Annotated in this window: 23 protein-coding genes; 5 read left to right on the forward strand and 18 right to left on the reverse strand. The window is 45.4% G+C overall.

The annotated features are described in order from the left end of the window. Positions 1-123: 123 nt before the first annotated feature. Positions 124-2,103 carry an amidase family protein gene (locus JOE45_RS10805; RefSeq protein ID WP_245246864.1) on the forward strand — a complete coding sequence of 660 codons (1,980 nt, stop codon included), beginning with the start codon at positions 124-126 and terminating at the stop codon, positions 2,101-2,103. Between the two features lie 155 nt (positions 2,104-2,258). Here JOE45_RS10805 and JOE45_RS10810 read toward each other — a convergent pair whose 3' ends face one another. From JOE45_RS10810 to JOE45_RS10825, 5 genes are all read right to left on the reverse strand, one after another. Beyond that, positions 2,259-2,537, reverse strand: a complete 279-nt coding sequence (locus JOE45_RS10810) for a hypothetical protein (RefSeq protein ID WP_210020191.1) — start codon at positions 2,535-2,537, stop codon at positions 2,259-2,261. 176 nt (positions 2,538-2,713) lie between these two features. After that, on the reverse strand, positions 2,714-3,772 hold the full coding sequence (rlmN, locus tag JOE45_RS10815) for a dual-specificity RNA methyltransferase RlmN (protein WP_210020190.1): 1,059 nt from the start codon (positions 3,770-3,772) through the stop codon (positions 2,714-2,716). A gap of 290 nt (positions 3,773-4,062) precedes the next feature. Beyond that, positions 4,063-5,238 carry an ABC transporter substrate-binding protein gene (locus JOE45_RS10820; protein ID WP_210020189.1) on the reverse strand — a complete coding sequence of 392 codons (1,176 nt, stop codon included), beginning with the start codon at positions 5,236-5,238 and terminating at the stop codon, positions 4,063-4,065. Positions 5,239-5,283: 45 nt separating this feature from the next. Beyond that, the gene (locus tag JOE45_RS24185) at positions 5,284-5,472 is read right to left on the reverse strand and encodes a cysteine-rich KTR domain-containing protein (RefSeq protein ID WP_461479588.1); all 189 of its coding nucleotides are present in this window, start codon (positions 5,470-5,472) and stop codon (positions 5,284-5,286) included. Positions 5,473-5,486: 14 nt separating this feature from the next. Beyond that, positions 5,487-6,914, reverse strand: a complete 1,428-nt coding sequence (locus JOE45_RS10825; RefSeq protein WP_210020188.1) for a UbiD family decarboxylase — start codon at positions 6,912-6,914, stop codon at positions 5,487-5,489. 239 nt (positions 6,915-7,153) lie between these two features. Between JOE45_RS10825 and JOE45_RS10830 the strand changes: the two genes are divergently transcribed. Both JOE45_RS10830 and JOE45_RS24000 read left to right on the forward strand, forming a co-directional pair. Further along, a complete protein-coding gene (locus tag JOE45_RS10830) occupies positions 7,154-8,077 on the forward strand; it encodes a LysR family transcriptional regulator (RefSeq protein ID WP_210020187.1) in 924 nt (307 codons plus the stop codon). Next, entirely contained in the window at positions 8,074-9,171 is a 1,098-nt protein-coding gene (locus tag JOE45_RS24000) for an HAD-IA family hydrolase (protein ID WP_210020186.1), read from the forward strand. The genes JOE45_RS10830 and JOE45_RS24000 overlap by 4 nt, the downstream gene beginning before the upstream one ends. 93 nt (positions 9,172-9,264) lie before the next feature. Here JOE45_RS24000 and JOE45_RS10840 read toward each other — a convergent pair whose 3' ends face one another. Together JOE45_RS10840 and desA are read right to left on the reverse strand one after the other, a co-directional pair. Next, the gene (locus JOE45_RS10840) at positions 9,265-9,840 is read right to left on the reverse strand and encodes a YqaA family protein (RefSeq protein WP_210020185.1); all 576 of its coding nucleotides are present in this window, start codon (positions 9,838-9,840) and stop codon (positions 9,265-9,267) included. 197 nt (positions 9,841-10,037) lie between these two features. Beyond that, the gene (gene desA / locus JOE45_RS10845; RefSeq protein WP_461479597.1) at positions 10,038-11,084 is read right to left on the reverse strand and encodes a Delta(5) desaturase DesA; all 1,047 of its coding nucleotides are present in this window, start codon (positions 11,082-11,084) and stop codon (positions 10,038-10,040) included. A 323-nt stretch (positions 11,085-11,407) separates the two neighbouring features. Here desA and JOE45_RS10850 point away from each other — a divergent pair, with 323 nt between their 5' ends. Further along, complete coding sequence (locus JOE45_RS10850; protein ID WP_210020183.1) at positions 11,408-12,271, forward strand: LysR family transcriptional regulator; 864 nt, start codon at positions 11,408-11,410, stop codon at positions 12,269-12,271. A 135-nt stretch (positions 12,272-12,406) separates the two neighbouring features. On the opposite strand, the gene JOE45_RS10855 is transcribed toward JOE45_RS10850, so the two are convergent. The 9 genes from JOE45_RS10855 to JOE45_RS10895 all read right to left on the reverse strand — a co-directional run bounded on the left by JOE45_RS10855 (position 12,407) and on the right by JOE45_RS10895 (position 20,977). After that, the gene (locus JOE45_RS10855) at positions 12,407-12,646 is read right to left on the reverse strand and encodes a DUF1450 domain-containing protein (protein ID WP_210020182.1); all 240 of its coding nucleotides are present in this window, start codon (positions 12,644-12,646) and stop codon (positions 12,407-12,409) included. Between the two features lie 48 nt (positions 12,647-12,694). Beyond that, positions 12,695-13,660 (reverse strand): cupin domain-containing protein, encoded by a 966-nt coding sequence (locus JOE45_RS10860; RefSeq protein ID WP_210020181.1) that lies wholly within the window; start codon positions 13,658-13,660, stop codon positions 12,695-12,697. 288 nt (positions 13,661-13,948) lie between these two features. After that, positions 13,949-14,194 carry an HPr family phosphocarrier protein gene (locus JOE45_RS10865; RefSeq protein ID WP_210020180.1) on the reverse strand — a complete coding sequence of 82 codons (246 nt, stop codon included), beginning with the start codon at positions 14,192-14,194 and terminating at the stop codon, positions 13,949-13,951. Positions 14,195-14,298: 104 nt separating this feature from the next. Beyond that, positions 14,299-14,928: a fumarylacetoacetate hydrolase family protein gene (locus JOE45_RS10870; RefSeq protein WP_210020179.1), complete on the reverse strand. Its 630-nt coding sequence runs from the start codon at positions 14,926-14,928 to the stop codon at positions 14,299-14,301. Positions 14,929-14,974: 46 nt separating this feature from the next. After that, the gene (locus JOE45_RS10875; protein ID WP_210020178.1) at positions 14,975-15,760 is read right to left on the reverse strand and encodes an SDR family oxidoreductase; all 786 of its coding nucleotides are present in this window, start codon (positions 15,758-15,760) and stop codon (positions 14,975-14,977) included. Positions 15,761-15,778: 18 nt separating this feature from the next. Continuing rightward, the gene (locus JOE45_RS10880; RefSeq protein ID WP_210020177.1) at positions 15,779-16,684 is read right to left on the reverse strand and encodes a dihydrodipicolinate synthase family protein; all 906 of its coding nucleotides are present in this window, start codon (positions 16,682-16,684) and stop codon (positions 15,779-15,781) included. Between the two features lie 37 nt (positions 16,685-16,721). Continuing rightward, on the reverse strand, positions 16,722-17,453 hold the full coding sequence (locus JOE45_RS10885) for a FadR/GntR family transcriptional regulator (protein WP_210020176.1): 732 nt from the start codon (positions 17,451-17,453) through the stop codon (positions 16,722-16,724). Positions 17,454-17,707: 254 nt separating this feature from the next. After that, on the reverse strand, positions 17,708-18,319 hold the full coding sequence (locus tag JOE45_RS10890) for a nitroreductase family protein (protein ID WP_210020175.1): 612 nt from the start codon (positions 18,317-18,319) through the stop codon (positions 17,708-17,710). A gap of 72 nt (positions 18,320-18,391) precedes the next feature. Next, the gene (locus JOE45_RS10895) at positions 18,392-20,977 is read right to left on the reverse strand and encodes a PBP1A family penicillin-binding protein (protein WP_210020174.1); all 2,586 of its coding nucleotides are present in this window, start codon (positions 20,975-20,977) and stop codon (positions 18,392-18,394) included. 234 nt (positions 20,978-21,211) lie between these two features. Here JOE45_RS10895 and JOE45_RS10900 point away from each other — a divergent pair, with 234 nt between their 5' ends. After that, complete coding sequence (locus JOE45_RS10900; RefSeq protein WP_210023330.1) at positions 21,212-21,997, forward strand: squalene/phytoene synthase family protein; 786 nt, start codon at positions 21,212-21,214, stop codon at positions 21,995-21,997. 171 nt (positions 21,998-22,168) lie between these two features. Here the strand turns inward: JOE45_RS10900 and JOE45_RS10905 are convergent, their stop codons facing one another. Then, positions 22,169-22,939 carry an endo alpha-1,4 polygalactosaminidase gene (locus tag JOE45_RS10905; RefSeq protein WP_210020173.1) on the reverse strand — a complete coding sequence of 257 codons (771 nt, stop codon included), beginning with the start codon at positions 22,937-22,939 and terminating at the stop codon, positions 22,169-22,171. Between the two features lie 23 nt (positions 22,940-22,962). Further along, the gene (locus JOE45_RS10910) at positions 22,963-24,819 is read right to left on the reverse strand and encodes an HD-GYP domain-containing protein (protein ID WP_210020172.1); all 1,857 of its coding nucleotides are present in this window, start codon (positions 24,817-24,819) and stop codon (positions 22,963-22,965) included. Between the last annotated feature and the right edge of the window lie 2 nt (positions 24,820-24,821).

A 24,821-nucleotide genomic window follows, 5' to 3' on the forward strand; every position in this document is an offset into this window, starting at 1 on the left:
GGGCCGCTTATACAAATTATGTTATGAATTTCGACAAAATTTTCTGGTTGTTTATTTACATTTCTTTTGTAAGCTACTATAATCGGATTTTGTCAATAAACATTACATAAACGGAGGTAGAGTATGAAACCATTGAAGTACGCACTTATATCGACTTATACCGCTGCGACCCTGGCACTTGTTCCTGTAGCCGCGTATGCTGCTCCTGCAGCTAATCCGATCCAGGTCGCTTCTCACCCGTCTTCCGAAGTAACGATAGCCGTTGCCCAAAGCTGGCTCCCGGAGGTATTCAAGGAAACCTCCAAGCTCAATTCTTCCGTAGTGGAGAAAGATTTCATCGACGCTCTTCATGCCGCAGGCAAAGCCGCCGGAACCTCTGTGGACGTTGCTGCTCCAAAAACCGACGGAGCGCTCACCCGTGAAAAATCCGCTTCCGTGCTGAATCAAATCATTAAAACTCCTTATGCGAAAACATTTGTTTACACCGATGTTCCTGCTAACAGTCCTTATGCGGCTTCGATTTTGAACGTCAGACAAGCGGGACTGATGAACGGCGTATCGTCCGAATCGTTCGGATACGGCAAACCGCTCACTTACGGGGACGCAGCCGTACTCGCCAACCGAGTGTACAGTCACTTATTGCCTTTCACGCTTCCCGAAGCTACCATTACGGATATGCAGAAGGCGATGGAATCAGGCCGACTAACATCCAAGGAGCTTGTTCAGCAATACTTGAACCGGATTGAAAAGTATGATAACCAAGGACCCGCGTTGAATTCTATTCTTACGTTGAATCCTCAGGCGATTGAAATAGCGAATCAGCTTGACAAGGAACGTGCCGAGAAAGGACCACGAGGCCCACTGCACGGCATCCCGGTCATCGTGAAGGATAATATCGATACAGTCGACATGCCCACTACTTCCGGGTGTAAATGCTTGGAAGACGCTATGGCTCCTGACGACGCTACCCAAGTGAAAAAACTGAAGGATGCCGGTGCGATTATTCTGGCCAAGTCCAATCTCCACGAATTCGCGTTCGGGTATACGACGGTCAGCTCTCTAGGCGGTCAGACCTTAAACCCGTATGACCTCACCCGCGTACCGGGTGGTTCCAGCGGCGGCACAGGCGCAGCAATTGCAGCCAATTTTGCTGCAGTAGGTTTGGGGACTGACACAGGAGGTTCCGTACGTGTTCCATCTTCGTTCAATAGTCTCGTAGGCGTTCGTCCAACCGTTGGACTTTCAAGTGTTGACGGCATTACGCCGCTTGCCAACGCGCAAGATACAGGCGGTCCGATGGCCCGTTCCGTAGAGGATGTTGCTCTGATTCTGAACGCAACTGTTGGATATGATCCGAAAGACGTTTCGACAGCAAAGAGCGTTGGCCAAGTACCTGTTGATTACACAGCATACCTAGACAAGGAAGGTCTGAAAGGCTCCCGTATCGGTGTAGTCCGCGAAGTGTTCGGTACGAATCCGGAAGTCAACAAGGTCATGAACCAAGCGATCGAGGATATGAAGAAAGCCGGAGCCGTTATTGTAGACAACGTGACCATTCCGAATTTTGCCGAAATCAACAAGTACGGCAGCTTGAGCGCTTGGGAATTTAAATTCGACTTCAACAACTACTTAAAATCGCTCGGCGAAGGCGCTCCTTACAGCTCCTTGGATGAAATCATCAAAGACGGTAACTTCCATCCTTCCAACGAAGGCATGCTCAAGCAGCGTAACAGCCGCGAGTCGTTGGATTCGGTAGAGTACAAAGATATCTTGCTTTACAGAACGAAGTATGCGCAAAATGCCGTCCTGAAAATGATGGCGGACAACCAGCTTGACGCACTTATCTTTCCTACGTCAGCTAATCCGCCAGTCAAAATTGATCCAACTCAAATGAAAGAATACCAGTCGATCGGTGAAGGCTTTAAGCTCAGCACCTTTACCTTCTGGCCAACGGTAACCGTTCCGGCAGGATTTACTTCTGAAGGACTGCCAGTCGGTGTGGATTTCTTCGGCCGGGCTTTCAGTGAAGCGACACTGCTCAAACTAGCCTATTCTTTTGAACAGAACACGCATCACCGTAAGGCGCCAGAACTGACGCCGTAAGCAGCAGTCTTATCCTCTACTAAGCAAAAGCAGGTTGCTCAGGCAACCTGCTTTTTCCTGTTGAAACCATATACATACGAAAAAGCCGATCCCCTTTCTCTATCACTTGGGAATCGGCTTTTACTTATATAGGAGTTATGCGGCCTTAGATACGGCTAATCCTCATAACCCGCCATGCCTTTGTCCATCAAGTAGTCCATCTCGGCGTCCAAAATCGCTTCAACGGTCAGTTCATCTAATTGGACATCGGACTGGCTCATTACGTAATCGACGAGCTCGTCGCTATCAATTTCTACCTCTCCCTTGGTGTTCTCTTTCGCACTGTTGATAAATTTCTGTTCATGCTTTAACACTAGCATAATTTTTTTGGAGTCCACGTTCGTTTTGCTTGCTATGTATTCTACAAGCTCTTTCTCATTGATTTGTTCGCTCATGTGTAGTCATCTCCTCATCGTGATCTACAGCCCATTGTAACATAAAGTACTCGCCGCTGCTCCAATGTTCGTTTGAAGTTAAAGCTGGTTGTTACTGATAATTCGGTATAGCGCTCTATCGGCAAAAAAATGCGTACCCAAATGAACGGATACGCATGTACTCTATCCCAAGTTATTTACCCTACTTGGATTTGTTTGCTTCTTAACTGTCCACAAGCGGCATCAATATCGGTCCCGTGTTCAAGTCGGACACTGCAGCTAACGCCTTGCTTTTTCAACGTGTCATAAAACGCCCTTACCGATTCTTGTTCACTTCTCTGATATTGACTGTGTTCGTCCACCGGATTGTATGGAATTAAGTTTACATTCACGAGCTGTCGTCTATCGGCAATCAGGTCAGCCAGCTCCAGCGCATGCTCCGTGCGGTCGTTTACATCCTTAAGCAGAATATATTCCAGCGTAATCCTGCGGTTCGTTTTTTCCAAATAGTAATCAATCGACTGCATTAATTGTTCTATGGGAATGGCACGATTAATTTTCATGATCCGCGTTCGCAGCTCGTTATTTGGCGCATGCAGTGAGATCGCCAAATTCACCTGCAAATGGGCATCGGTAAATTCAACAATTTTATCGGCAAGGCCGCTGGTCGATACGGTGATATGTCTCGGGCCAATAGCCAATCCTTTATGATCTTTAATCACGGTCAGGAAATTCACCAGATTATTAAAATTATCAAATGGCTCGCCGATCCCCATCACCACAACGTGACTCACTCTTTCGTCCTGCTTCGCTTGATCCAGATGAAGCTGTACCTTCATAATCTGTTCCACAATTTCGCCGCCGGATAAATCACGACTTTTGGCTAATAACCCGCTTGCACAAAAACTGCATCCGATGTTACAGCCTACTTGGGTGGTCACACAGACCGATAAACCGAATTTATGTCGCATTAATACCGTTTCAATCAGATTGCCATCACTTAACTTGAACAAGAACTTGATCGTTCCATCCTCAGATTCCTGCTTAATGTGTTCTGTTAAGGTTTGGATGACAAAATGATCCTCTAATAGTTGAATACACTCTTTATTGACATCTATCATTTCTGAGAAGTCCGTTACCCGTTTCCTGTAAAGCCAATCCCAGACTTGTGCCGCGCGAGACTTTTTGTGGCCTTGCTCCATAAGCCATGCTGTCAGTTGATCCAATGTCAATCCATATATGGATTCCTTATTCATTCGTTGCCCTCTTTTCAAAACGATAAATTTCAGCCCTCTGCTTCAGCGGCCGAATAGCTAATAACCTATTTATTATTGTCCCAAATCTTTTTCATTAAAACAAGGGGAGCAAGGCGTTATTTTCTCTTTTGCTGATTTTGGCAATCCAACAAAAAGCTTCCCTAAATCAAAAAACCTCACCCTGGTCCGCATGGTGAAAAACGGAGGGTGAGGTTGTTGTTCATCAAAGCTTATTGCCCTTCTGGGCATCATCCAAAGGTGCGATGCAGCCCAAATGTTTTTCTAAGAAATTACTTTTTCAGCAGCTTATTGGCCAATTCTATAATTCGCAGCTTTAAATCAACATATTCTTCTCTAGAGTGCACAAAATATTTATCCTTATTTTGCATATCCAAAACCGTAGTTGGATCACCAGGTTGGACCTCCAGACGACGACTATTTAATTTTACGGCATTCACCAGCTGCTGCTGCGCTTGATGAGTCAGAAGCCAATTTACATATACTTTGGCAGCGTTGGGGTGAGGGGCATTTTTCAAAAGCTGCAATGCGCCAAACCCTGTACCTTGCGGAGGCATGTCATCTTTTAACGTAACAATGTTTTTCCCTAGTCCTTGCGCAGCAAACGGCGCCAATTCCGGAGCATTGAATCCAATGGTGATAGGATAGTTCCCTCTAACGAGCCATTCAGCTTGTTGGCGGTTATCCGAGGTTATGGCCAAGCCCTGGTTGGTTAACAGATTTACTATAAAATCTTCTCCATACATATTCATAAGGGCCGCCGCTGAACTTTGACCCGCTCCGCCTCGCAAATCTTGTATCGATATTTTTCCTTTAAATTTTGGATCTAACAGCTGACTTGATGAAGACAACTCAGCCTCCGATATAAAATCCCGATTTACAAAAGTGGTTGGTTCTGCAAAAGCAAGGTAACTTAAAAAATATTGGCCTTCTTTGTCAACAAAAGCTCCGTTAAACCCGCCAAACCAAACACTATCCTTGGTATTTTCCGGTTGGATCAATGGTCGGATAGGATCAAAGAGCCCTGCCCTTTTTGATTCGTAAGCATCTCCGCTAACTCCACCCGCACGCAGATCCCACAAATATTGTCCGAGCTCCTGTTCTTTTTTGACACGAGGCCAGAAGTCCCTGCTGTTCGCTCCCGTATATTCCACTTTGATACCCGGATACTCCGCTTCAAAGGCATCCACTAACGATTTTTTCCAGAGCGGGCTCGGTGAACCGGACAATACCACTTTTCCTTCCTTCTTCGCTTCATTTACTATTTGCTCCCAACCGGAGTCCGTACTGGTAGATCCTAAAAGGGTGGCATTCGTGTTTTGGGGATCATTCGGGTTTGTTTTGGGAGCAGCCGTCTGTCCGCCGCAAGCTGTAGAGGCTGCAATTAGACAACCTAATACAGCAGTAAAAAAAGCACCTTTTCTTCTGCCCCAAGCTTTACTCAACATCTCGTTCCCCCCTTTGTAAACAAAGTATGATGATATCCAAAGGCGCTACTTCACACCTTCGATTTTCGTTGCGGATTGCTCGGGAAGATATTCATAATGGCATTTCGGACATACCGTCGGAAAGTTTTTGATTTCAAGAAGCTCCCTTCCGACATAATATTTAAAATAGCACTCAGGACAGGTCAACCAGTACACTTTATTCATAGCCAAACCAATCTCCCTTCGTTTGATCATCGATATGAGATGTATTACAGTTTTTCTGACTTCACCTGATTTAAAATGTTTGGATCAATGTATTCCACGGCTTTAATCCTCTCCGCCACTTCTTTATCAATCGCATTCCGGTTGGAATAGGCTCTTCCGGCCGGCATCGTACAATCGATTCCGCCTTTGGTAGTGACCGAATCCTCATCCGCCGACGGATCAAGACCGACACTTCTTGTGTTAGGGAACACCATGACATCCCGATCCCATTGGGTCCTTGTCGCTAAAGCAAAAAGACATTCCGCTTCGTCATGAATATCGATATCATCATCAAAAGTAAATACATGTTTAATTCTCGGATCGATCGTTAACGTCTGCATGATCGCTTCACGTGCATCTCCCGGCCTCGGATCTTTGAACTGTAGATAAACATGAAAACGCCCCTGAGCCGATAAAGGTAAATGTACTTTTTGAAGGGTGGGCACGCTATTTTTTACAATTTCATAAATTAACCCTTCCAGAACATAATTGCCCCATTGCTGTCCTCCCGCCGTACCCACGATAAAATTCATCCAATACGGATTCTTTCGTTGAGTGACCGCAGTAACGATGAATTTGGGATTTGGAATCTGCGGTCCCGTATATCCGGTGTATTCCCCGAACGGACCTTCCGGATATCGTTCTCCCGCTTCAAGGTATCCCTCGATTACAATTTCCGCATCGGCGGGTACAAGCAGTTCCTCCCCAAAGGTTTCAGACGGAACGACTCTGAGCGGCTCACCCATTAGTCCTCCCATGGCTGCGTAATGGCTTTCCGGATAGCCTAATCTCGCTTGGCCTCCCAAATAAGCGCTTGGATGATGCCCCACCCAATAGGCCACCGGCATGTTTTTACCCATCTTTTCATACTTTCTGAAATTCAGCATGTTATGCGTATGTTTAGCTAAATAGCATCGGATCTCCCTGGGCCCGACAATCCAGCCTCTTTGCAGGCTTGTATTATCAATCCCTGTATCCGGATCAGCTGTGGTCAGCTCACCTGCTGAAATATAAGAGCCGGGGTCAGAGTTAAAATGTTTAATCGCCGGGATGTCAAAAAGATTCACTTCATCTCCTTTATATATTACTTCTTTAACGGGGGCTTCAGATTTAGAAATCGTAACCGGGTCGATCCTGTTCAAGCGTGTCCGCCGGAAGTATTCAGTACCCGCATTATCGTAAGAAACGCCCATGGCATCCGCGCACCGCTGACGTGACCCAAGCAAATTCATCACTAATGGAAACTTTGCTTTGTGACCATTGGGGTGAACGATATTGTTGAATATCAAGATGGGATATTTTTGCTGTTTTTCAAGCTCCAAAACAATAGCGGTTACCTCTTGCTCCGAACTTATTTCCCGATCGATTTCAATAACTTGCGTAGGTTCTTTTTCCTTGTATTCTTCTAAAAACTGATGTAAATCCTTAGCCAACTGAAACCCCTCCTTGTGAATATGAAATGGTTTAAAGGTAAAGATTGTTCAGACTTAAAATAATTGGTATACTAGAATCTCAGTATGGCTTGCGCTATTATGCATTACCTAAGCAATTTGGTGCTTTGGTAATTTTCGATAATCAAATTATAAATCGCTTACATTCCCTTAAACAATACGCTTTTTAACTATGCACCCATAGCTAATCGGTTATAGGTGATCAAAGGGAGGTTCGGAAATTGTTTGAATCGACAATACACCGTCTGCGTATTTTTCAATCCGTGATCCAATCCGGAAGCTTCAGTTCTGCCGCCAAAAAATTAGGCATCACCCAGCCTTCCATTAGTGCTCATATTCAAGCTTTGGAGCAGGAATTGGGCAAACAGCTTTTTACCCGTGACCCTGGGAGAAAGGCAACACTAACCGAAGCAGGAGAAATTCTATACTCCTATACGCTGGAAATCACCTCCAAAACCAATCAAGTCGAACTTAGTTTAAAAAAATTACAGGAGAAGCAAAAACAGTTCTCCATCATTGCACAGCCCCACATTGCGAATATATTGCTGCCTTCCTATCTGGCTTCATTTAACAAAACCCACCCCAACATTGATATTCTTATTTACAGTCAAAATTTGGACGTCGTGATCCATCATGTCGTTGAGGGCAAATCTGATTTTGGATTGGTAACGGTCCTTCAACCTATTGATGGACTCTATTCTGAGCTCCTTAGATATGAAAATCTTGCATTTGTCGTTGGACCAACCCATGAACTGGCAAACAGAACAAGCATCGACCCGATGGAATTGGGGAATTACTCGTATGTTGGCGGATTAAAAACATCCGTTTATTACAAAATGATGCGTGGTTTTCTTAATAAATTAGGAATAAACCCGTATAATGTGGTTATACAGCTGGAAGATTACAAAACTATTATTGAAGTTGTAAAACGAGGAACGGGAATCGCTATTTTGTCGTCATTTACCGTTCAACATGAAATCAATGAAGGACATTTAGTGAGATTACCGCTTCGATGCGAACCACTACAAACGGAGTTAAGACTGATTTTTAACCAAGATCTAAAAATGTCGGAGGAAGCCAGATTATTCATGGCGTTTCTGCGAGATGAACTGCATCTTAAACATATGGAGAGTGGGCACGTGTGAATACCCTTCCTGATATCATTGATACCGTTTTATTTGATCTGGACGGAACATTGATTGACTCGTTTGAAGCCTTTTTTCAAATTTGCAAGGCGTCCTGCGAAGCGGTCGACCATCCTCTACCCGAACGCACGACGCTTTTTGCCGTCATGAATGAAGGGGCTTCCTTTTTCGATCTATGCTTTCCTGCCGATCTGCCTCGAAGACAATCCGTGATTGACGCTTTTATCCAAGAGAGTCAGCGTATTCGCCTCGATTATTTGATTCGCTATTCACAACTGATGCCGGACGCTGCAGAACTGATTCAACACCTTCACAGGTCTAAGTACAAGCTCGGGATCATTACCTCCTCCCGTAGAGAGGCCCTTGCACCGCTTGACCGCTCACAGTTAACCGAGTATTTTGACGTGATTGTCACCAAAGACGATGTAGCCGAACTAAAGCCGCACCCGGAAGGGATTCAATTCGCTCTGCGGCATTTGAAAAGCGACCCGAGTAAAACCTTAATGGTAGGGGACACACCGATGGATATGTTGGCGGGTAAAGCCTCGCAAACACAGACGGCCGGAGTGCTATCAAGTACGGAGAATGAAGCAGTGCTTAAAAACACTTTTCCAGATATGCTGTTTTCCTCGTTATCGGATTTGGGCGTATGGCTGAACATGGATGCCTCTAGAAGTGCGAAACCGGCCCGGTCGGTTCTTCTGCAAGCGGAATATAGCGAAGGGCTTGGAAAAGCTTCCGGCTTTCTTACGATGGATTGGGTGCGTCAACGCATAGAAGAAATCACCGGCTTTACACCTTATCCCGGAACCTTTAACCTGGACCTGTCTCCGTCATCGGTTCATCGACTTCAACGGTTTCGGGAAACACACGACCGTTCAGGTCATGTATTTCATTCTCAGCCGGGCTTTTGCGACGCCCTATTATTCCCTTGCAGGCTGCAATCCCCTTTGGCCGAAACGCGTGCTTTTGTGCTTTTTCCCATGGTTCCGCATTATCCCTTGCACAAACTGGAGGTTGTCGCCCCTATTCAGCTAGCCAGGCATCTCGGAGCAAAAGGCAACTCTCATATCCAAATGGAAATGTATCTGTAAAGTAATCGTATACAATTTGTTTACCGCGGCAATGGAGTTGACACTTTAAAGCCATCGGATTGAGTTCTTATGTACAATCATGTTTATTCTGGATTATTCTGTTTGTTTTATTTTTTTCAGCTTACGTCTTTTTATAACTACAAATACAATGGCTAACAATAAACCTATCCCAAGAAATACATAATTAAGATGATCCAGCATATGCACAGCTGTTCTTCCGTAAAGATAAAAAAGAATGCCCACTGCATAGAACTTGGCCGCCCGTCCCAAAGCAGCATAAGCTAACAATTTCCATATTGAAAAGTTTAAGCACCCAGCCATGATGGTAAACACTTTGAAAGGAATAGGTGTAAAAGCTCCGATTAAAATAGCCATCTCGCCATTTTTTTGCAGCATATTCGTCGCTTTATCCATTAGGTCTTTCTTGAGCAGCTTATCCAACATGGAGCTGCCTATATATTTCCCTATCAGATAGCCAAGGGGGGTTCCTAACAAACTTGCAATAAATCCAACCGTTGCGAACCATAGAGCCGAAGACGGGTGGACTGCACTTAAAGGAACTTGCAGGAAAAATGCTGGGATCGGAAAGATGATGGCATCCAAAAAGGAATGAATGAATAGTCCCCAAACACCAAATTCCTTTAAAAAATCGATGACTTCTCGAAACATTACATCGGGTCTCCTCACACGGTACAAACTTAAACGATAGAACAAGGATACCATAAAAATACGACAAACCTATAATAAAATTGCTATAATCAAGAGCTTGGTCTGACCTATGACCTCAAGGAGCTTTCCAAGCTCCTGCCAAACAAACGAAGAGGCATTCATCGACTGAATGCCTCACATTTCATCCAATATGCTTCTTACACTTCCATTTTATTGATGCTATACTGCCGAGCCTTATCCGACAAACGCTTGATATCCCTAAACCCTATGAATCTCTTGGTATCCTCGTCCCAAATTCGGAAACGAAGGGATTGCAAGCTGGATCGTAGAGTGATCGTCTGTACATCCTGCAATTGGGGGTTCGAATTATGAACCCTCTCAAGGTAGTAATTAGGCACTCGCGGACTCAAATGATGGATGTGATGAAAGCCGATATTTCCGGTCATCCAGTGAAGGACTCTGGGCAGCTTGTAGAAGGAGCTTCCCTGCAGGGCTGCTTTTACGTAATCCCAATTCTCTTCAGTTTCATAGTACGTTTCCTCAAACTGGTGCTGGACATAAAAGAGCCAGATTCCGGCTATGCCTGATACTAGAAAAATCGGACCTTGAATAAGAAGAAACTCCTGCCAGCCTATGGCCCAGCAGAGCAATCCCGAAATCCCAACGATACCGAGGTTCGTGATGTACGTATTGATCCGTTCCTTCATCCCCGCGCGTTTGCGGTTAAAACGGTAATCAATAAGAAAAATGTAGATCGGTCCTATGCCAAACATGAATATAGGGTTCCGGTACAGCCGATAGACCATCCGTTTCAGCCATGACGAGGACAAATACTCTTCCACCGTTAGCGTCCAGATATCTCCTGTTCCACGTTTACTCAAGTTCCCGCTGGTAGCGTGATGAACCGTGTGGCTGTGTCTCCATTGGAGATAGGGGCAGCAGGTAAGAATCCCGGTTATCGTTCCGACAATTTCATTGGCCATCCGATTTTTGAAGAAGGATTTATGGCAGCAATCGTGAAAAATAATAAAAATCCGGACCAGAAACCCGCCGGCAACCACGGTCACCGCAAGCGTAAGCAAATACGAAATCGATAGACTCCAATAAGCGAGATACCAGAGCAGAAAAAACGGCCCTACCGTATTGATGATCTGCCACACACTGTAATTCATATGCGGTCTTTCGTAAACTGCAATATTCTCCCGCCAACTGTCTTTTTGTCCCTCGTGCTGTAGGTCTGTAATATAAATCCCTCTCTCTTCATCACTTATCTCTATTATAATAGGAATTGAAACTGATTTCACTAGGCAAATAATTCATTCCAATCTATATACTACGTTAGATTTCGAGAAAGGTTTCATTTATTTTTTTTAACTCTTTAAGAGGGTCGTGTGAATTCACAGAATAACCTTACTTTTTAGTCATTTTACGGGTGTACAAAAGAAAAACCGCTGGAGATTGCTCCAGCAGTCAGGGATTCTACTTTTCTTGATGGGCATAACTGGAAGATATATAATTTGAGTTGATATTATATGTTATATGTATCAATGGAAAGGGGTAATCCACGATGGAGCTTCGACAGCTGCAATATTTTCTCACGGTAGCGGAAGAATTAAATTTCAGCCGCGCGGCGGAGCGTCTTCAAATCACGCAGCCACCCCTAAGCTTACAAATTCAAAATTTAGAGAGGGAGTTAGGTTTTCCTCTGTTTTACCGAACCAATCGGCATGTGGAATTAACGGATGCGGGAAAAGTATTCGCCGATGAGGTTCGCAAAATGCTGGACTATCTGAGCCGTGCCGTCGAGAACGCCAAGCGTACCCATCACGGTGAAATTGGCAAGCTGACGGTAGGTTTTGTCGGTTCTGCCACATACGACATTCTTCCTGTCGTTCTGCGGGAGTTTCGCAGTCTGTATCCGAATGTCCAAGTACATCTTATTGAATTACCGACACCAAAACAGATTGAAGCGTTACGGGAAGATGAAATCGATGTAGGCGTGTTAAGACCGCCTGTTCATGACGAAGAGATTCATACCGAAATCGTCTCTTCAGTCCCTTGCGTGCTGGCCGTTCCAAAGCAGCATCCGCTTGTTCACAGTAAGAATATTTCTCTTGGAAATCTGACTCCCTATCCTTTTGTCATGTTGTCCAGGAAAACATGGGCGGGTCTTTATGATGAAATCTTGGGCTTATGTAACCCTACTATCCAGCAGGAAGCCTTCGAGTTCCAAACGGTGATCGGTTTGGTTGCCGCGGGAATGGGGATCGCCGTGGTGCCCCAATCAGCCATGAATTTGCATACCCAGCATGTGGATTACATTGATCTTAAAGATCAATTACCTGTAGCTTCCATGGGCGTTTCATGGCGCCGTAATGATCAATCCCCTCTGGTGAAAACCTTTGTCGAGATCGCCATGGAAATGGGTTGATATGCTTTATTTTTTAATTTGAATCTTACCCGGATTCCCCATAACCAATGTTCTCGGAGGTATGACTTTACCCTGCGTAATTAAGCTGTTAGCGGCAATCAAGGCTTCTTCACCGATAACAGAGGGAAATCCTTGTTATCGGATTTCCCTCTGCACGGTTTGGATGATTTGGTCCACCAAGGCTTTCGCATCATTCGCTTCAATGGTTGTTAGCTGAATCCGGCAAAATGGTTTCACTCTGCATTGCAAGCAGCGTCTGAAGCAATCGACGACGGCAACGCTCACATCACCTTGGTAATCCCGCCTAAGAATGTCTATGGCCTCGCTGGTCCCGGCTGATTTGATGTTCCGTTCACAAAACTTAGCCACTCTCATTCCTATTTCTCCCTATCCTAGAAAATCTCTCTTAGGCTGATTCTCTTCTTATTGATCGTAATGGGTAAACTGGATGTCCAAGGTACGAAGATAGGTTTGAAGACCCGCGTCTTGAATCGGGATAATATATGCAGGCTCCCCGGATTCATTGTGATGAGAATGCCACAGACCCGGAGGAGTTACAAAAGCCTTTCCTGTCTCCCATTCAACACGAATAGGATCGATGATTTTCGCGGTAACAGGATCAATCTTATCGCCAACCAACGTGTAAGTGCCTGGTGCAGCGTAAGCTACGAAATCAAGAGCTACCGATTTATGGCTGTGAGGAGCTTGATTGGCTCCTACGGGAACGATGCCTAGCATTGCCCATAGCACATGCGTAATCGTCAAGGTCTGGTCGAATTTCTGGTTATTTAGCAAAATGGAGATACGATTTTTCAAATGAGCATCCGGAGCATTAGCTACCTCTGCCAATTTGGCATTGGCTTCTTCAGCAGTAAAGAGGGTCGGTTCGAAACGCTTTTCTGTTGCTTTGGCTCCTAGATAATTAAGAAGCGGAGTATCTAGAATGTAGTAGATCGTCGTATCTTCCGTCGCGGTATGACGGCTGTTCGATCCGGTAGGAAGAGTCATGAAGTCGCCTTTCTTCCAGCTGATCGTTTCACCGTTTAGCTCCGTTCTGCCTGCACCAGAAATAATGTAGTATAGCTCACTGGTGGCATTAGGCTGCGTGGAGATTGAATCTCCAGTATTGATACGAATAAAATGAGCAAGGAGCGACGGACTTGTCGCCGGATATTCCGTTCTCAAATCACTGGAAAGATCCAACGGTATGAAACGAGTGATTCCTGAATTGTATAAGTCGGGTGAAAATTCTTTAGTAGGGATCGGACTAATGATACCGCTTCCAATCGGATCGGCTGCAGTTGTATATTCATAGAACCGAGCATCCCCTGTCCAATTTTCGTTTACGGTACCAATAGATAAATTTCCTGGCTGTGCAGTTTTCGTCATGTACAAAACCTCCTGCCAATTTTTATATACCTATCGTAACTTTATTCATAGAAATTGTACAATATATAATTTGTATTATTATGATATGCTTTGTGTATAACCGAGCAGCCGCTTTAGCAACCCCTACATCAGAAGCTGACATTATTTTGTACTTCCTTTCATTGTTTACCTTGCTATGAACATAGCAAGGTGCAGTCACGTCTAATACACACCAACTAGCAACTTTTTTCAATATTAAAAAGCCAGCCAGTAATATATACCGGCCGGCTTCAAGTCCATTTGTAATGATTAGGATTCAACAAGTTTAACTCGCAAACCATGTCCCTTAAGCACTTCTATCATGGCTTTCTTTGCTTCTTCCTCATCCGGTCCGTGAACATGAAGCTCATGTTCTCCGGAGTCCGCAAGCGTAGTGTACAACCCGAGAAGGCTTTTGGCATCAACGAACTTGTTGTTGTACTTTAATACAATGGAAGATTTGAAATTATTCGCGGCTTGGACAATCCTTACCATTGTTTCTGCATGATTCACCATAACCATTACCTCCCGCATGGAATTAGTAGACCTGATCATATTATATCATACTTCACTTCATTCCACTTCAATATAGCGGCTTAATTCAAAATTATTCATCCCGTTCAGCCTTTCAGTTTAATCGTACATTCTCCAAGGCTGTGTTCATCCCATACTAAGGACAGCTGGTCGCCGTCCGAAATGGGCCCTACTCCTTCCGGAGTCCCGGTAAAGATAATATCCCCTTCTCCGAGACCAAAGTGAAGCGCAGAAAAATCGATGATGGTTTGCAAATCAAAAATCATATGTTGGATATTGCCGAGCTGAACCTGCTCCCCATTTTTCAATAGAGCAAAATCACCTTTTTTACACGCTTCTACACCTGGGAAAGCTATAAACGGGCTCAGCACCGCAGAGTTCGGAAAGCCTTTGGCCAAGAGCCAAGGATAGCTTTTTTTCTTCAGTTCGCTTTGGACGTCACGCAGGGTAAAGTCAATGCCCACGGCTAAGCCATCCACAATATCATCCACCTTCATACCTTGTTCATACGGTTTGCCTATTCGGACGACCAATTCCACTTCAAAATGAACAGAGCCGCGATCCCCTGGCAGGATAACCTCCTGCCCCTTAGCCTCTACAAGGGCATGAGTAGGTTTAGAAAACAGGAATGGAGATGTGGGAACATCATTGTGCAATTCCTTTGCATGTAAAACGTAATTACGGCCAATACAATAAATGTTTCGAATGGAGTTCATAGATTACACCTCTTAAGATGAGATAGATTAGGATAGATGAAATGGATTAGATCGACTTGATCATTCCTCCGTCAATAAGAATAGAGCTTCCCGTAACATATGAGCTTGCGCCAGAAACAAGGAAAGTAACGACCTTCGCAAACTCCTCCGGTGTTCCATAACGGCCGAGCGGGATTTGCTGTTTGGACTGTTCCTCCACTTGCTCACGGGTTTTACCGGTTTTTTGGGCTTTCAAATCATCCAAAAACGTAACGCGATCCGTGGCAATACGTCCAGGCGCCACTGTATTGACGAGTATATTGTAAGGAGCGAGCTCCTCAGCTAAGGTTTTGGTTAATCCTACAATTCCCGTGCGGAACGTGTTCGATAGGATGAGGCCCGGAATCGGTTGTTTAATTGAAGAAGAGGCCAGATTAATGATGCGTCCGCCTTCCTGCTTCAGATCCGGCAGCACTTCACGGATCACCCGAATATAACTTAAAAGATTCAGCTCGAAGGCTTTCTGCCAATCTTCGTCAGAGAACTGTTCGAAAGTGCCGCCGGGAGGTCCTCCCGCATTATTAATCAAGATGTCGATTTTCCCAAAGGTGTTCCGTGTCACTTGGACAAGATGTTTAATGTCTTCTGTTTTGGTGATATCGGCGGGATGGCAGGACACCTTTCCCTTACCTAACTGCTCCAGTTCATTTTTGACGGCCTGTAATTTTTCTGGGTCACGACTTGTCAGCATGACATGAGCGCCTTCCTTCACTAACTCGGTGGCGGTGGCCTTCCCCAAGCCTTGGCTGGAAGCTACAACAAGGGCTACTCTCGTATGTAAGTGTAAATCCACGTTTCCCTCTTCCTTTCGTTAACGGAGTTGAACTTTATTCGCTGCTTCCATATAGGCTAACAAAGTTCCTAACTCTTCTTGATGGGCCTGATCCAAAGATGGGCCAGGATGCCTTAGAGCGGCATGGGCAATAACCCCTCTTCGTTTCAAAATTTCCTTTCGTATCGCAAGCCCGATCCCGATTTGCCCTTCATATCGAATCAAGGGACTAGCTTCATAAAAGATGGATCTCGCTTTTTCTATGTTGCCATCCCGGTAGCACTGATAAATTTCCACTAGAATTTCAGGGAACGCAAAGCCTGTCATCGTGCCCGATGCTCCACGTACCATTTCTTCCAAAAAGTACACGCCTCCAAGTCCGCCAAAAATACCTACTTCAGGTTTGACTAACGATTTGGTGCGGGCAAGCTTCTGAGGGGTTGGCGCCTCCTCCAATTTAATATGTTTGCAATGGGGAATCTCAGTGCACAGCCTGGCCAGAAATTCGGGAGGCATCAGGACTCCGCTAAAATTCGGTTCATCTTGTACAACCATCGGAGCACTGACTCCTGAGGCGATACGTCTATAATACTCAAACACGGAATCCAAATTTTTTACATTCATTGGCGGTGCCAGCATGACCCCGTCCGCGCCTAACTCCATAGCTCTTTTACTGTAATACAACGCTAGATCTGTGCCACCTGCACTTGTACCAACAATGACAGGAATACGGCCTGCTGCCTGCTGAATGGCCGTTGTAATTACAGTATCTCTCTCAAGCTCGTTCAGCTTGTGGGCCTCTCCGAGAATCCCCAGTATCGTGAGTCCGTGAACTCCCTTCCCAATGTTAAACTCTACCAATTTACAAATCGATTCCGTATCTACCTGCCCTTCGCGATCAAACGGAGTAGCCATGATGGCAAAAATACCTTTAAACTCTTGCAATTTCATCGTCTCCTGTTCAGCATAGTATGAACCATTCTTAGAGGTGTTTATGATCTATGTGAAGTTCATGGCTCCAAATTTTAGTTTCATTTTTTTGTAAGTGCTCGAGCATAGCCAATCGCGCCTCTTCCGGGTCCCTTGCCTTTATAGCTCTAAGGATCCGTTCGTGCTCGCCATGAGCTTCTTCGAGATATCGTTTGGATAATTCCTTGGATTGCGTTTTGGAAATCTTGATTGCTTCAAGGAATCTGCCAGAAATGAAATCAAAAATAGATTCATAAATGGAATTTCCCGAGGACATAATAATGAGGTAATGGAACCGAAAATCCTCATCAATACCAATTCCGCCTTTGCGGTTCATATCTATTAATTGCAGATGCGCGTTCTCAATCGCTTCGATTTGCTCACTGCTAGCTCTTTCTGCGGACAGGGAAGCAGCCTCCACTTCAATCGCACGTCTGAACTCTAATATTTCCCTTAACGATTGCTCCCCTACAATCAAATGATTCGTAATTTGATCAACAAAGGTACTGCCCGTCACCTCTTTTAAAATGCTGCCGACTCCTGCTTTTTTCTCTAACATCCCTTTAGCTGCCAAAACGCTGAGAGCCTCCCGAACAGCCGTTTTGCTGACCTGAAACATGTCCACAAGCTCGTTCTCGGTGGGCAATTTGTCTCCAGGCTTCATCCCTTCCCTTTGAACGTACTGTATAAGCTGCGATACAATCTCTTCATACAGGTTTTTTTTCCTGATCGATTGAAAGGTCATCAATCCACATCCCTTTATAACATTATAATTTATGATGGTACTACCAATAAATACGACAAGAATTCGTTATTTTCATAAATGATGGAAATGGTAATTTAAACATTATCACATCATTTGAACGATGTAAACGCTTGATTTTTCTGGGAGAACGAACAAGAAATCCCCTTTAGATAACCAAGACAGACCGTCTTACCGATCGCTTAGTCATGACCTAAAGGGGATTTGACTGCGGCGCTATGCCTTGTGACGACGGTCTATTTCACGAACCGTACACGAGTTTCTAGCGGCTGGAATTCTTTATCTCCAGGTTCTGCCGTTTTCTTGCCGAAAGGCATCTGGGCGATGAGCATCCACTCCTGCGGAATATCCCATGTTTTCTTCACTTCGTCATCAATTATGGGATTATAGTGCTGGAGATTGGCACCGAGGCCTTCCGCCTCGAGCGCAGTCCAAATGACGAATTGCAGCATGCCTGAAGAATGATGAGACCATATTGGAAAGTTATCTTTATACGTCGGGAATTGATTTTGCAGTGATTCGATGACCTTTTGGTCCTCGAAGAAAAGGATGGTTCCGTAGCCGCTGCGGAATCCGTTCACCCTCTGCTCGGTTGACGAAAAGTCGTCGGTTACGATTTTGCGCAGCGTTTCTTTCGTGATGTCCCAAAGCTTGTTATGATGTTCGCCGAACAACACAACAACACGAGCGCTTTGGCTGTTGAACGCTGACGGTGTATATTTTACCGCTTCGTTCACAATTTCTTGAATTCTTGAATCAGGTATTGGGGATTCCTTGCTAATGCCGTAAATGGTCCTGCGATTCTTAACCGCTCCAAAAAATTCGTTCGTATTGACTTCGTTAGACATTGGGTGAATTCCTCCTTGTGATTATCCTTCATAATCTTACCTCGCAGAGGCTCTAATATTCATCCGTAATGCCTACTGCGAGCTTGTCCCGACGGCGGCATCACTTTCCCCAGCCGATGGTTCGCCAGTAGGCCCAGTGACCGACTTAGCACTACCGCTGGTAGAGCCGCCATCCGATGGCTTAGCCGACGGTTCACTTTTGGCAGCACCCGCCGCAGCCTTGCCGCTGATTGTGCTGTCACTCTCGGTTTGGTCTGCTTTCCCCTCGTCTGACGCGGTCACGCTGCCCGATCGGCTGCCCGGCTTAGCCGTAGTACCGCTTCCGGCTTGAGCGGCACTGCTAGTCCCATCATTGCCCTTAGCCCCACCGCCGGTTTCGGCAACTCCCTCCGACGCTGCCCCCCTTCCTGAGACACTGACCGTCCCCGCTTCTCTCTTGTTCCCAACCAGTGGCTCTTTGACATGATTTGAGGTATCCGGCTTAACGGCAGCTTGAGCTGCACCATCTGTCTCTACTGACGAATTCTCGCCTTCGGTTGAATCTGCCATCGTATCCGGGACTCCCTTATCCAAGTCCGTATTCTGCTGTATGTCCGCTGCTGGGATAACCGGAGTATCCATCCTCGTCCGAGGTGCTTTTTTTGGCTGCTTCTGCCTCTCCAACCACAAGGCATGCATGGCTTTCTTATCTCCATTGACGTGCTTGGTTCCTCCAACGATAGGAACATAGGATTTAGGCTTTGTAAAATTTGTAACCGGCGTATCCTGTAAAGCCTTAGATACGACTTGCCTAAATAAGGAGGCGGGGTATTTGCCGCCGGTTGTGTTAAGATACCGCTCTTTGGTAGTTCTTTCATATCCCAGCCACACGGCTGCAACAATTTCAGGCGTATAGCCTACAAACCAAGCATCTTTAGAACCGATCAGCTGATTGCCGTATGGATCCTTAAATTCCGGAATATCCGGAAGCTGTGTCGTTCCTGTTTTTCCTGCAACGGGCCGATCCATCCGTGCATTTTGCCCTGTCCCCTCTTTAACAGCCTTTTGAAGCATCATTGTCATGGTATAAGCTACATTCGGGTCAAGCACAGGCTCTAGTACCGGTTCAGCCTGATTACCCACAGGCCGCCCTGTACTATCCGTAATTTTGGTAATGGCATAAGCCTTCGCTATCTTCCCGCCATTAGCGAACATGGTATAAGCTTGTGCCATCATAAGCGGGGATGTTCCTTTGCTTGTCCCGCCTAGCGCGATCCCAAAGACCCTATCCGATTCCTGCAGAGGTAAGCCCGCCTTTTTAGCGAAATCTATTCCTTTATCGATCCCGATTTCCTTAAGCAGGGCTACTGCCGGAATGTTATGAGATTTAACCAGGGCTTCCTCGAGCGTAACCCAGCCATGAAACTTCTTCAAATAGTTCATGGGCTTATATCCGCCGCCAAAATCCGTCTCCTCATCATGGATAAGATCTTTTGGTCCAAAGCCTTCACTCAATGCAGGGGCATACACCAGAACCGGCTTAAACGTTGATCCGGGTTGGCGTTCGTTTTGCGTAGCATAGTTAAATTCCCGAAATTTCTGATTCGGGTTTCTGGAGCCAACAATCCCCAGCACTGCGCCGGTTTGAGGATCCATTAGCACAATTCCGCTCTGCAGCCCCCCTTTATCCTCAGGAAATGAAGAGGGATTCCTGTATACTTCTTCAGCTGCTAGCTGCACCTTGGGATCCATATTCGTGTGAATATGTAAGCCGGAAGATAAGATCTGCTCCTCCGTTAAGCCATATTTTTCAATCGCTTCGTTAATGGCATGATCTATATAAGAGGAGTAGAACTTGGGCATTTTTTCTGCCGTTTTGTCATACAGTTTGATCTCCTCTTTTTGGGCCTTGTCCCGCTCCTGTGCTGTAATTTTTCCCTGCTCGGCCATGAGGCTTAATACCAGATTTCTACGCTCCTTAGATTGATCTGGCTTTTTGACAGGCGAGTAATAGGTGGGTGACTTGGGGATTCCCGCCAGAAGCGCGCTTTCCGCCAAAGATAATTCCGAGGCTTCTTTGCCAAAGTACATTTTTGCCGCACGCTGCAGCCCCCAGGCTCCTTCTCCAAAATAAATATGATTCAAATACCTCTCTAAAATTTGCTCTTTTGTATAGCTTTTTTCTATTTTAATGGAAGCAACCGCTTCATTCAGCTTTCTGGTGTAGGTTTGCTCAGAGGTAAACAGCATCGTTTTGGCCAGCTGCTGTGTAATGGTGCTGCCGCCCTGCACGGTATACCCAGACTTCATATTCGTGTAGAAGGCGCGAGCAATGCCATAGTAATCAAGTCCGTTATGCTCATAAAAGCGAGCGTCCTCGACGGCTATAACTGCATCCAGCATGCTCTTTGGAAAGTCATCGAATGGTAAATATTCAATCTTCGCATTGGTCAGCTCCGCCATGACCTTTCCGCCGCGGTCATAAAAAAATGTGGACCGGGATATCTCTTTATCCAACACAGAAATGTCCATACTGCGGTACATCGACTGATACATATTCCAAACCATAGATAAAGCCAACAACACGATGACTGTTAAGAAGGAAACAAACAGCAGAATGAAAATTTTTAGGTTTGAGACTTTCTTCGGCACTTCCTCCGTTCCATGTAATGGTTCCATTCAGCAATCCCCCATGTTTCCTTTTTACAGGTTCTTTACCACGGAACGCATAATATCAAACAGTATTGTCTTAAGAAACTTGAAAAAGATCGCTTGTTGTTTCAGAATTCGTTAAAAAGTAGTAAAATAGAACATGACGATCGTGGAAGTAGACATGAATTCCATATTTAGAGGACAATAGATTCTTTTGGAGGGTAGTTAGTGAATAAGACGAATGATTTAATGAGTGATGCCATGGAGATGTTGGCGACAACGAGCAGAACCTTTTATATTCCGATAAGCGGTTTAGTACCAGGACTTAAGGAAGCGGTAGCCTCTGCCTATCTTTGTATGCGGGCGATTGATGAGATCGAAGATCATCCAGAGCTCGCCCCCGATGTAAAAATAAAGCTGCTGCAAGGAGTAAGTAAGCATCTGAATGAACCTGCTAAGCTGGAATCTCTTTTCTCTCCCTATCAAGAGAGCCTACATGATGTAACCCTGCGTCTCAGTGATTGGGTAGAGCTTTGTCCAACCTCGATTGCCCCGCGCGTGATTCAAAGTACCGCAATGATGTCGGACCAAATGGCTGAGTGGGTAGGTAGAGAGTGGAACATACAGACGGAAGAAGATTTGGATTACTATACATACTGCGTTGCAGGAGCGGTGGGCGAGCTGCTGACTGATCTTTGGATGTGGTATGACGGTACAGAAACCGATCGTGTCAAATCGGTAGCCTTCGGACGTGGTCTTCAGGCTGTCAATATTCTACGCAACCGCATAGAGGATTCTAGCAGAGGCGTGGATTTCTTTCCCGATCATTGGGGAGTGGATGAGATGTTCGTCTATACCCGGCGCAATTTGGATTTGGCCAATGACTATATTGCAGACATTAAGCCAGGCCCGATTCTGGATTTCTGCAGTATTCCGTTGGCGCTTGCCCACGCAACTGTTCACGCTCTGGCTGCCGGTGAGAGTAAGCTAAATCGAGCCGCTGTATTGGAGATTGTAAGCCGGCTGACTGGGGAAGCCAAAACATAGAACTCGGATGAGGAATAGACAGAGTAAGGGCATGTTACTACGGCAGCATGCTCTTTTTGATGCATTACTATGTATCGGTGTCCGGAGGCGGGAATGAGATGAAGCCCTGTTCTTGGGGCTTTTGACTGATTTCACTTCGACTATTAGCTTCGCCGCGGCTAAACAGTGCTGCTATACATAGTAATCCGGAGCTTCATAATATAAAAATTCATGCTTGTCTGCAATGCTCTGAGCCATAACTCCTGCGGATGGCTTCCGTTTAATTTCGTTCTCCTCATGCAGGAATAAGGATCTGATGCCATACCTCTCTTTTAAATTCACTAATCGATTCAATACGGACTGAGACCATTCCTGGCTTTCTTTATAAGAAAACAAAGGATTTTCCCAGCAAATCCCGTCGAGGAATGGTGCGGTTTGAAGGCATAAACGTTCCAGACCGTTATTTTGGATAATGACATGACGAGGAAACAATTGACGAAGGTCCCGTGTAATTTCCGTTGCCCGTTCGATTTGAAGTTGACTTTCGACCACAGGAATATCCGGAGATTCCACATTCCCAATGGTATCCATAAAGATTCCGTCATACCCTTCATGCACCAAGAGCTTCCCCATTTGATACTGAAGCAAGCCTCTCCATCGTTTGGATTTCAAATCCATCATATAGGTGTCAAAGGACGGTTTATACATTCTTTCACCGTTCACCTTCAAGAAATCCTCTTCCTTCAGCCTGCCATACATCTCATGAAACGGCCCTTGCTCCATGATGGTCACATAACCGATGACTAGCGTATCCGATTCCTTCAAGGCTTGGATTTCTTGGGCGGTGTGAGCGCTCGGTTCTACAATGGCGATATTAAATTGGGACAATTGACTGATCTGTCCGCGTCCGTAGTAAACGGCAAAGCTGCGTGCGTCCTGAAACAACTGTCTTCTGTTTCTCATCCCATCTCATCCTTCCGCAGGGATCATACCCCAATTTCTCTCAATTCATGCCTTGTCATATATTCCGTGCGAACAATACAGGTTTCACAGCTTTTACCGTGTGCCCTACATAAATTATTTTCAACCTCCCAACATGGAACGTCTCTCTTATAATAAACGGGACACGCTTGGCATATGCTGGAAGGCACGCACAGAAGTTCCGAACAAGTCCCCATAGGACGTCCAGCGACAGACGGACTCAATCGTTTTTTATTCAACCACTGAATAAACACCTGAACGATTTTTTCATCCAGCTGTGCTCCTGCCGCAGACTCTAACGCCTCCAAGGCCTGATTTAAGCTGAGGGCTTCACGATATTTCCGACCTCCAACCTTAGCCAAAAAGGTTTGCACCACAGCAATAATTCTCGAACCGATGGGAATTTCCTCTTCCTTCAAGCCTGACGGGTATCCGTTCCCATCGATTCTCTCATGATGATGCATGATATACGCCGCCAGCCGCTCATTGCCCGTTGCCACATTAACGATGGATGCGCCTACTTCGGCATGAAGCTTCATCAGCTCATATTCTTCATCCGTGTACTTGCCTTCCTTCTCAAACAATTCACTGGATAATCCAAGCACACCGATATTGCTGAGGTAAGCGGCAAGAGCGATATCTTTGATCTCATCCTCCTCCAGCTGCAGCTGACGGGCAATACTTACGGAATACAGGCTCATCAGTTCGGAATAGCCCACGGTATAAGGATTTAAATTATCCAAAAGCCGGGTAAGCATCTTGAGTATATCGAGGTACGCCTGGGAGAACATCTGCAAACCCGACTGGTATCCCATCACAGTTTGAACGTGATCCAGCATGGTGTTCAGAATCATGCGAGTCTCCTGCTCGCGCATATGCTTTCCTTCTTCAAAATATAAGACAAAAACACTATCACCCATCGCTTCCAAACGTATAATGGCGAGTGTCTCCATACCCGCTCCCGCAAAGTATGGAGGCAATTGATAATAAGACTCCTCGTTGCGTTTAATAAAATAAAAGGGATCGCAATTCACATAGGAATGAATGATTTCTAACGTTTCTTTATCCTCATTCAACTCCTCTATCGTCTCTTTGTCCAAGCCCACTTGCATCATCATCTGGTAGGTATCGTTTACCTTCTGAAAGAAGAATCCGCCAGAGGCATTAATGGACCGGATACAGAGCTTGATCAACATATCCATCATCATTTTCCAATCCATCGAGATATTGCTGATCTGCTGTAATGCTCTTCCCGAGGCCACGACAACCTGTGCTTGTGAGCGCGTATGTTCAACAGTAATTAAACCATCCAACAGATGACTCATCTGTTCACTCAACACTTCCAATTGGAGACTTGCTTTCTTGTTTATATTCTCCAGTGGACCGATCAGAATGAGTCCCTTATCTCCCACAGGAATAAACAACAACGGGATGTCCCCTTCAACGACTTTTTTGACTTCGTACACTCTTTTGGATACCGGCAAGGATAACGGATGCATATAGGCGTCACTTTGAAATTCCAGCAGTCCACTGTAGGAAGGGCGGATATTCCCATAATCCCTCGACAAATAACGGACGGCTTTAAGGACATAGTTTTGCTTCTTATTATCCATGATGTAGAAGGTATAGGTAGGGGCGTCCACGATGTATGAAACCAACTCCAGCAGCCGATCGAGATTTTCCTCCAGACCTTTGTCCGGATGGACGGTTTTGTACATGTCCTTGACTAGAGCAAACTGGCTTTCCAGTTTCTTAAGCTTGATCTTATTCGCCCAATATAACAGGATGGCCGCCACAGCAGCCATTGCCATCACGATTAACAACCATGTTTGATTCTGACTCCATAACCCATTGGTATTCATCT

It is taken from the genome of Paenibacillus sp. PvR098, from assembly GCF_017833255.1.
GTDB lineage: Bacteria > Bacillota > Bacilli > Paenibacillales > NBRC-103111 > Paenibacillus_G.

What these genes read in the sequence shown, in the direction of transcription:
- JOE45_RS10865 (WP_210020180.1), bottom strand. Translation starts at nt 14,194, where the DNA reads ATGGTGAATCATGCAGAAACAATGGTAAGGATTGTCCAAGCCGCGAAT.
- JOE45_RS10885 (WP_210020176.1), bottom strand. Translation starts at nt 17,453, where the DNA reads ATGACCTTTCAATCGATCAGGAAAAAAAACCTGTATGAAGAGATTGTA.
- rlmN (WP_210020190.1), bottom strand. Translation starts at nt 3,772, where the DNA reads ATGAATAAGGAATCCATATATGGATTGACATTGGATCAACTGACAGCA.
- JOE45_RS10910 (WP_210020172.1), bottom strand. Translation starts at nt 24,819, where the DNA reads ATGAATACCAATGGGTTATGGAGTCAGAATCAAACATGGTTGTTAATC.
- JOE45_RS24185 (WP_461479588.1), bottom strand. Translation starts at nt 5,472, where the DNA reads ATGATCAAACGAAGGGAGATTGGTTTGGCTATGAATAAAGTGTACTGG.
- JOE45_RS10820 (WP_210020189.1), bottom strand. Translation starts at nt 5,238, where the DNA reads ATGTTGAGTAAAGCTTGGGGCAGAAGAAAAGGTGCTTTTTTTACTGCT.
- JOE45_RS10810 (WP_210020191.1), bottom strand. Translation starts at nt 2,537, where the DNA reads ATGAGCGAACAAATCAATGAGAAAGAGCTTGTAGAATACATAGCAAGC.
- JOE45_RS10860 (WP_210020181.1), bottom strand. Translation starts at nt 13,660, where the DNA reads ATGACGAAAACTGCACAGCCAGGAAATTTATCTATTGGTACCGTAAAC.
- JOE45_RS10895 (WP_210020174.1), bottom strand. Translation starts at nt 20,977, where the DNA reads ATGGAACCATTACATGGAACGGAGGAAGTGCCGAAGAAAGTCTCAAAC.
- JOE45_RS10900 (WP_210023330.1), top strand. Translation starts at nt 21,212, where the DNA reads ATGGAGATGTTGGCGACAACGAGCAGAACCTTTTATATTCCGATAAGC.
- JOE45_RS10905 (WP_210020173.1), bottom strand. Translation starts at nt 22,939, where the DNA reads ATGAGAAACAGAAGACAGTTGTTTCAGGACGCACGCAGCTTTGCCGTT.
- JOE45_RS10855 (WP_210020182.1), bottom strand. Translation starts at nt 12,646, where the DNA reads ATGAGAGTGGCTAAGTTTTGTGAACGGAACATCAAATCAGCCGGGACC.
- JOE45_RS10890 (WP_210020175.1), bottom strand. Translation starts at nt 18,319, where the DNA reads ATGTCTAACGAAGTCAATACGAACGAATTTTTTGGAGCGGTTAAGAAT.
- JOE45_RS10850 (WP_210020183.1), top strand. Translation starts at nt 11,408, where the DNA reads ATGGAGCTTCGACAGCTGCAATATTTTCTCACGGTAGCGGAAGAATTA.
- JOE45_RS10805 (WP_245246864.1), top strand. Translation starts at nt 124, where the DNA reads ATGAAACCATTGAAGTACGCACTTATATCGACTTATACCGCTGCGACC.
- JOE45_RS10840 (WP_210020185.1), bottom strand. Translation starts at nt 9,840, where the DNA reads ATGTTTCGAGAAGTCATCGATTTTTTAAAGGAATTTGGTGTTTGGGGA.
- JOE45_RS10870 (WP_210020179.1), bottom strand. Translation starts at nt 14,928, where the DNA reads ATGAACTCCATTCGAAACATTTATTGTATTGGCCGTAATTACGTTTTA.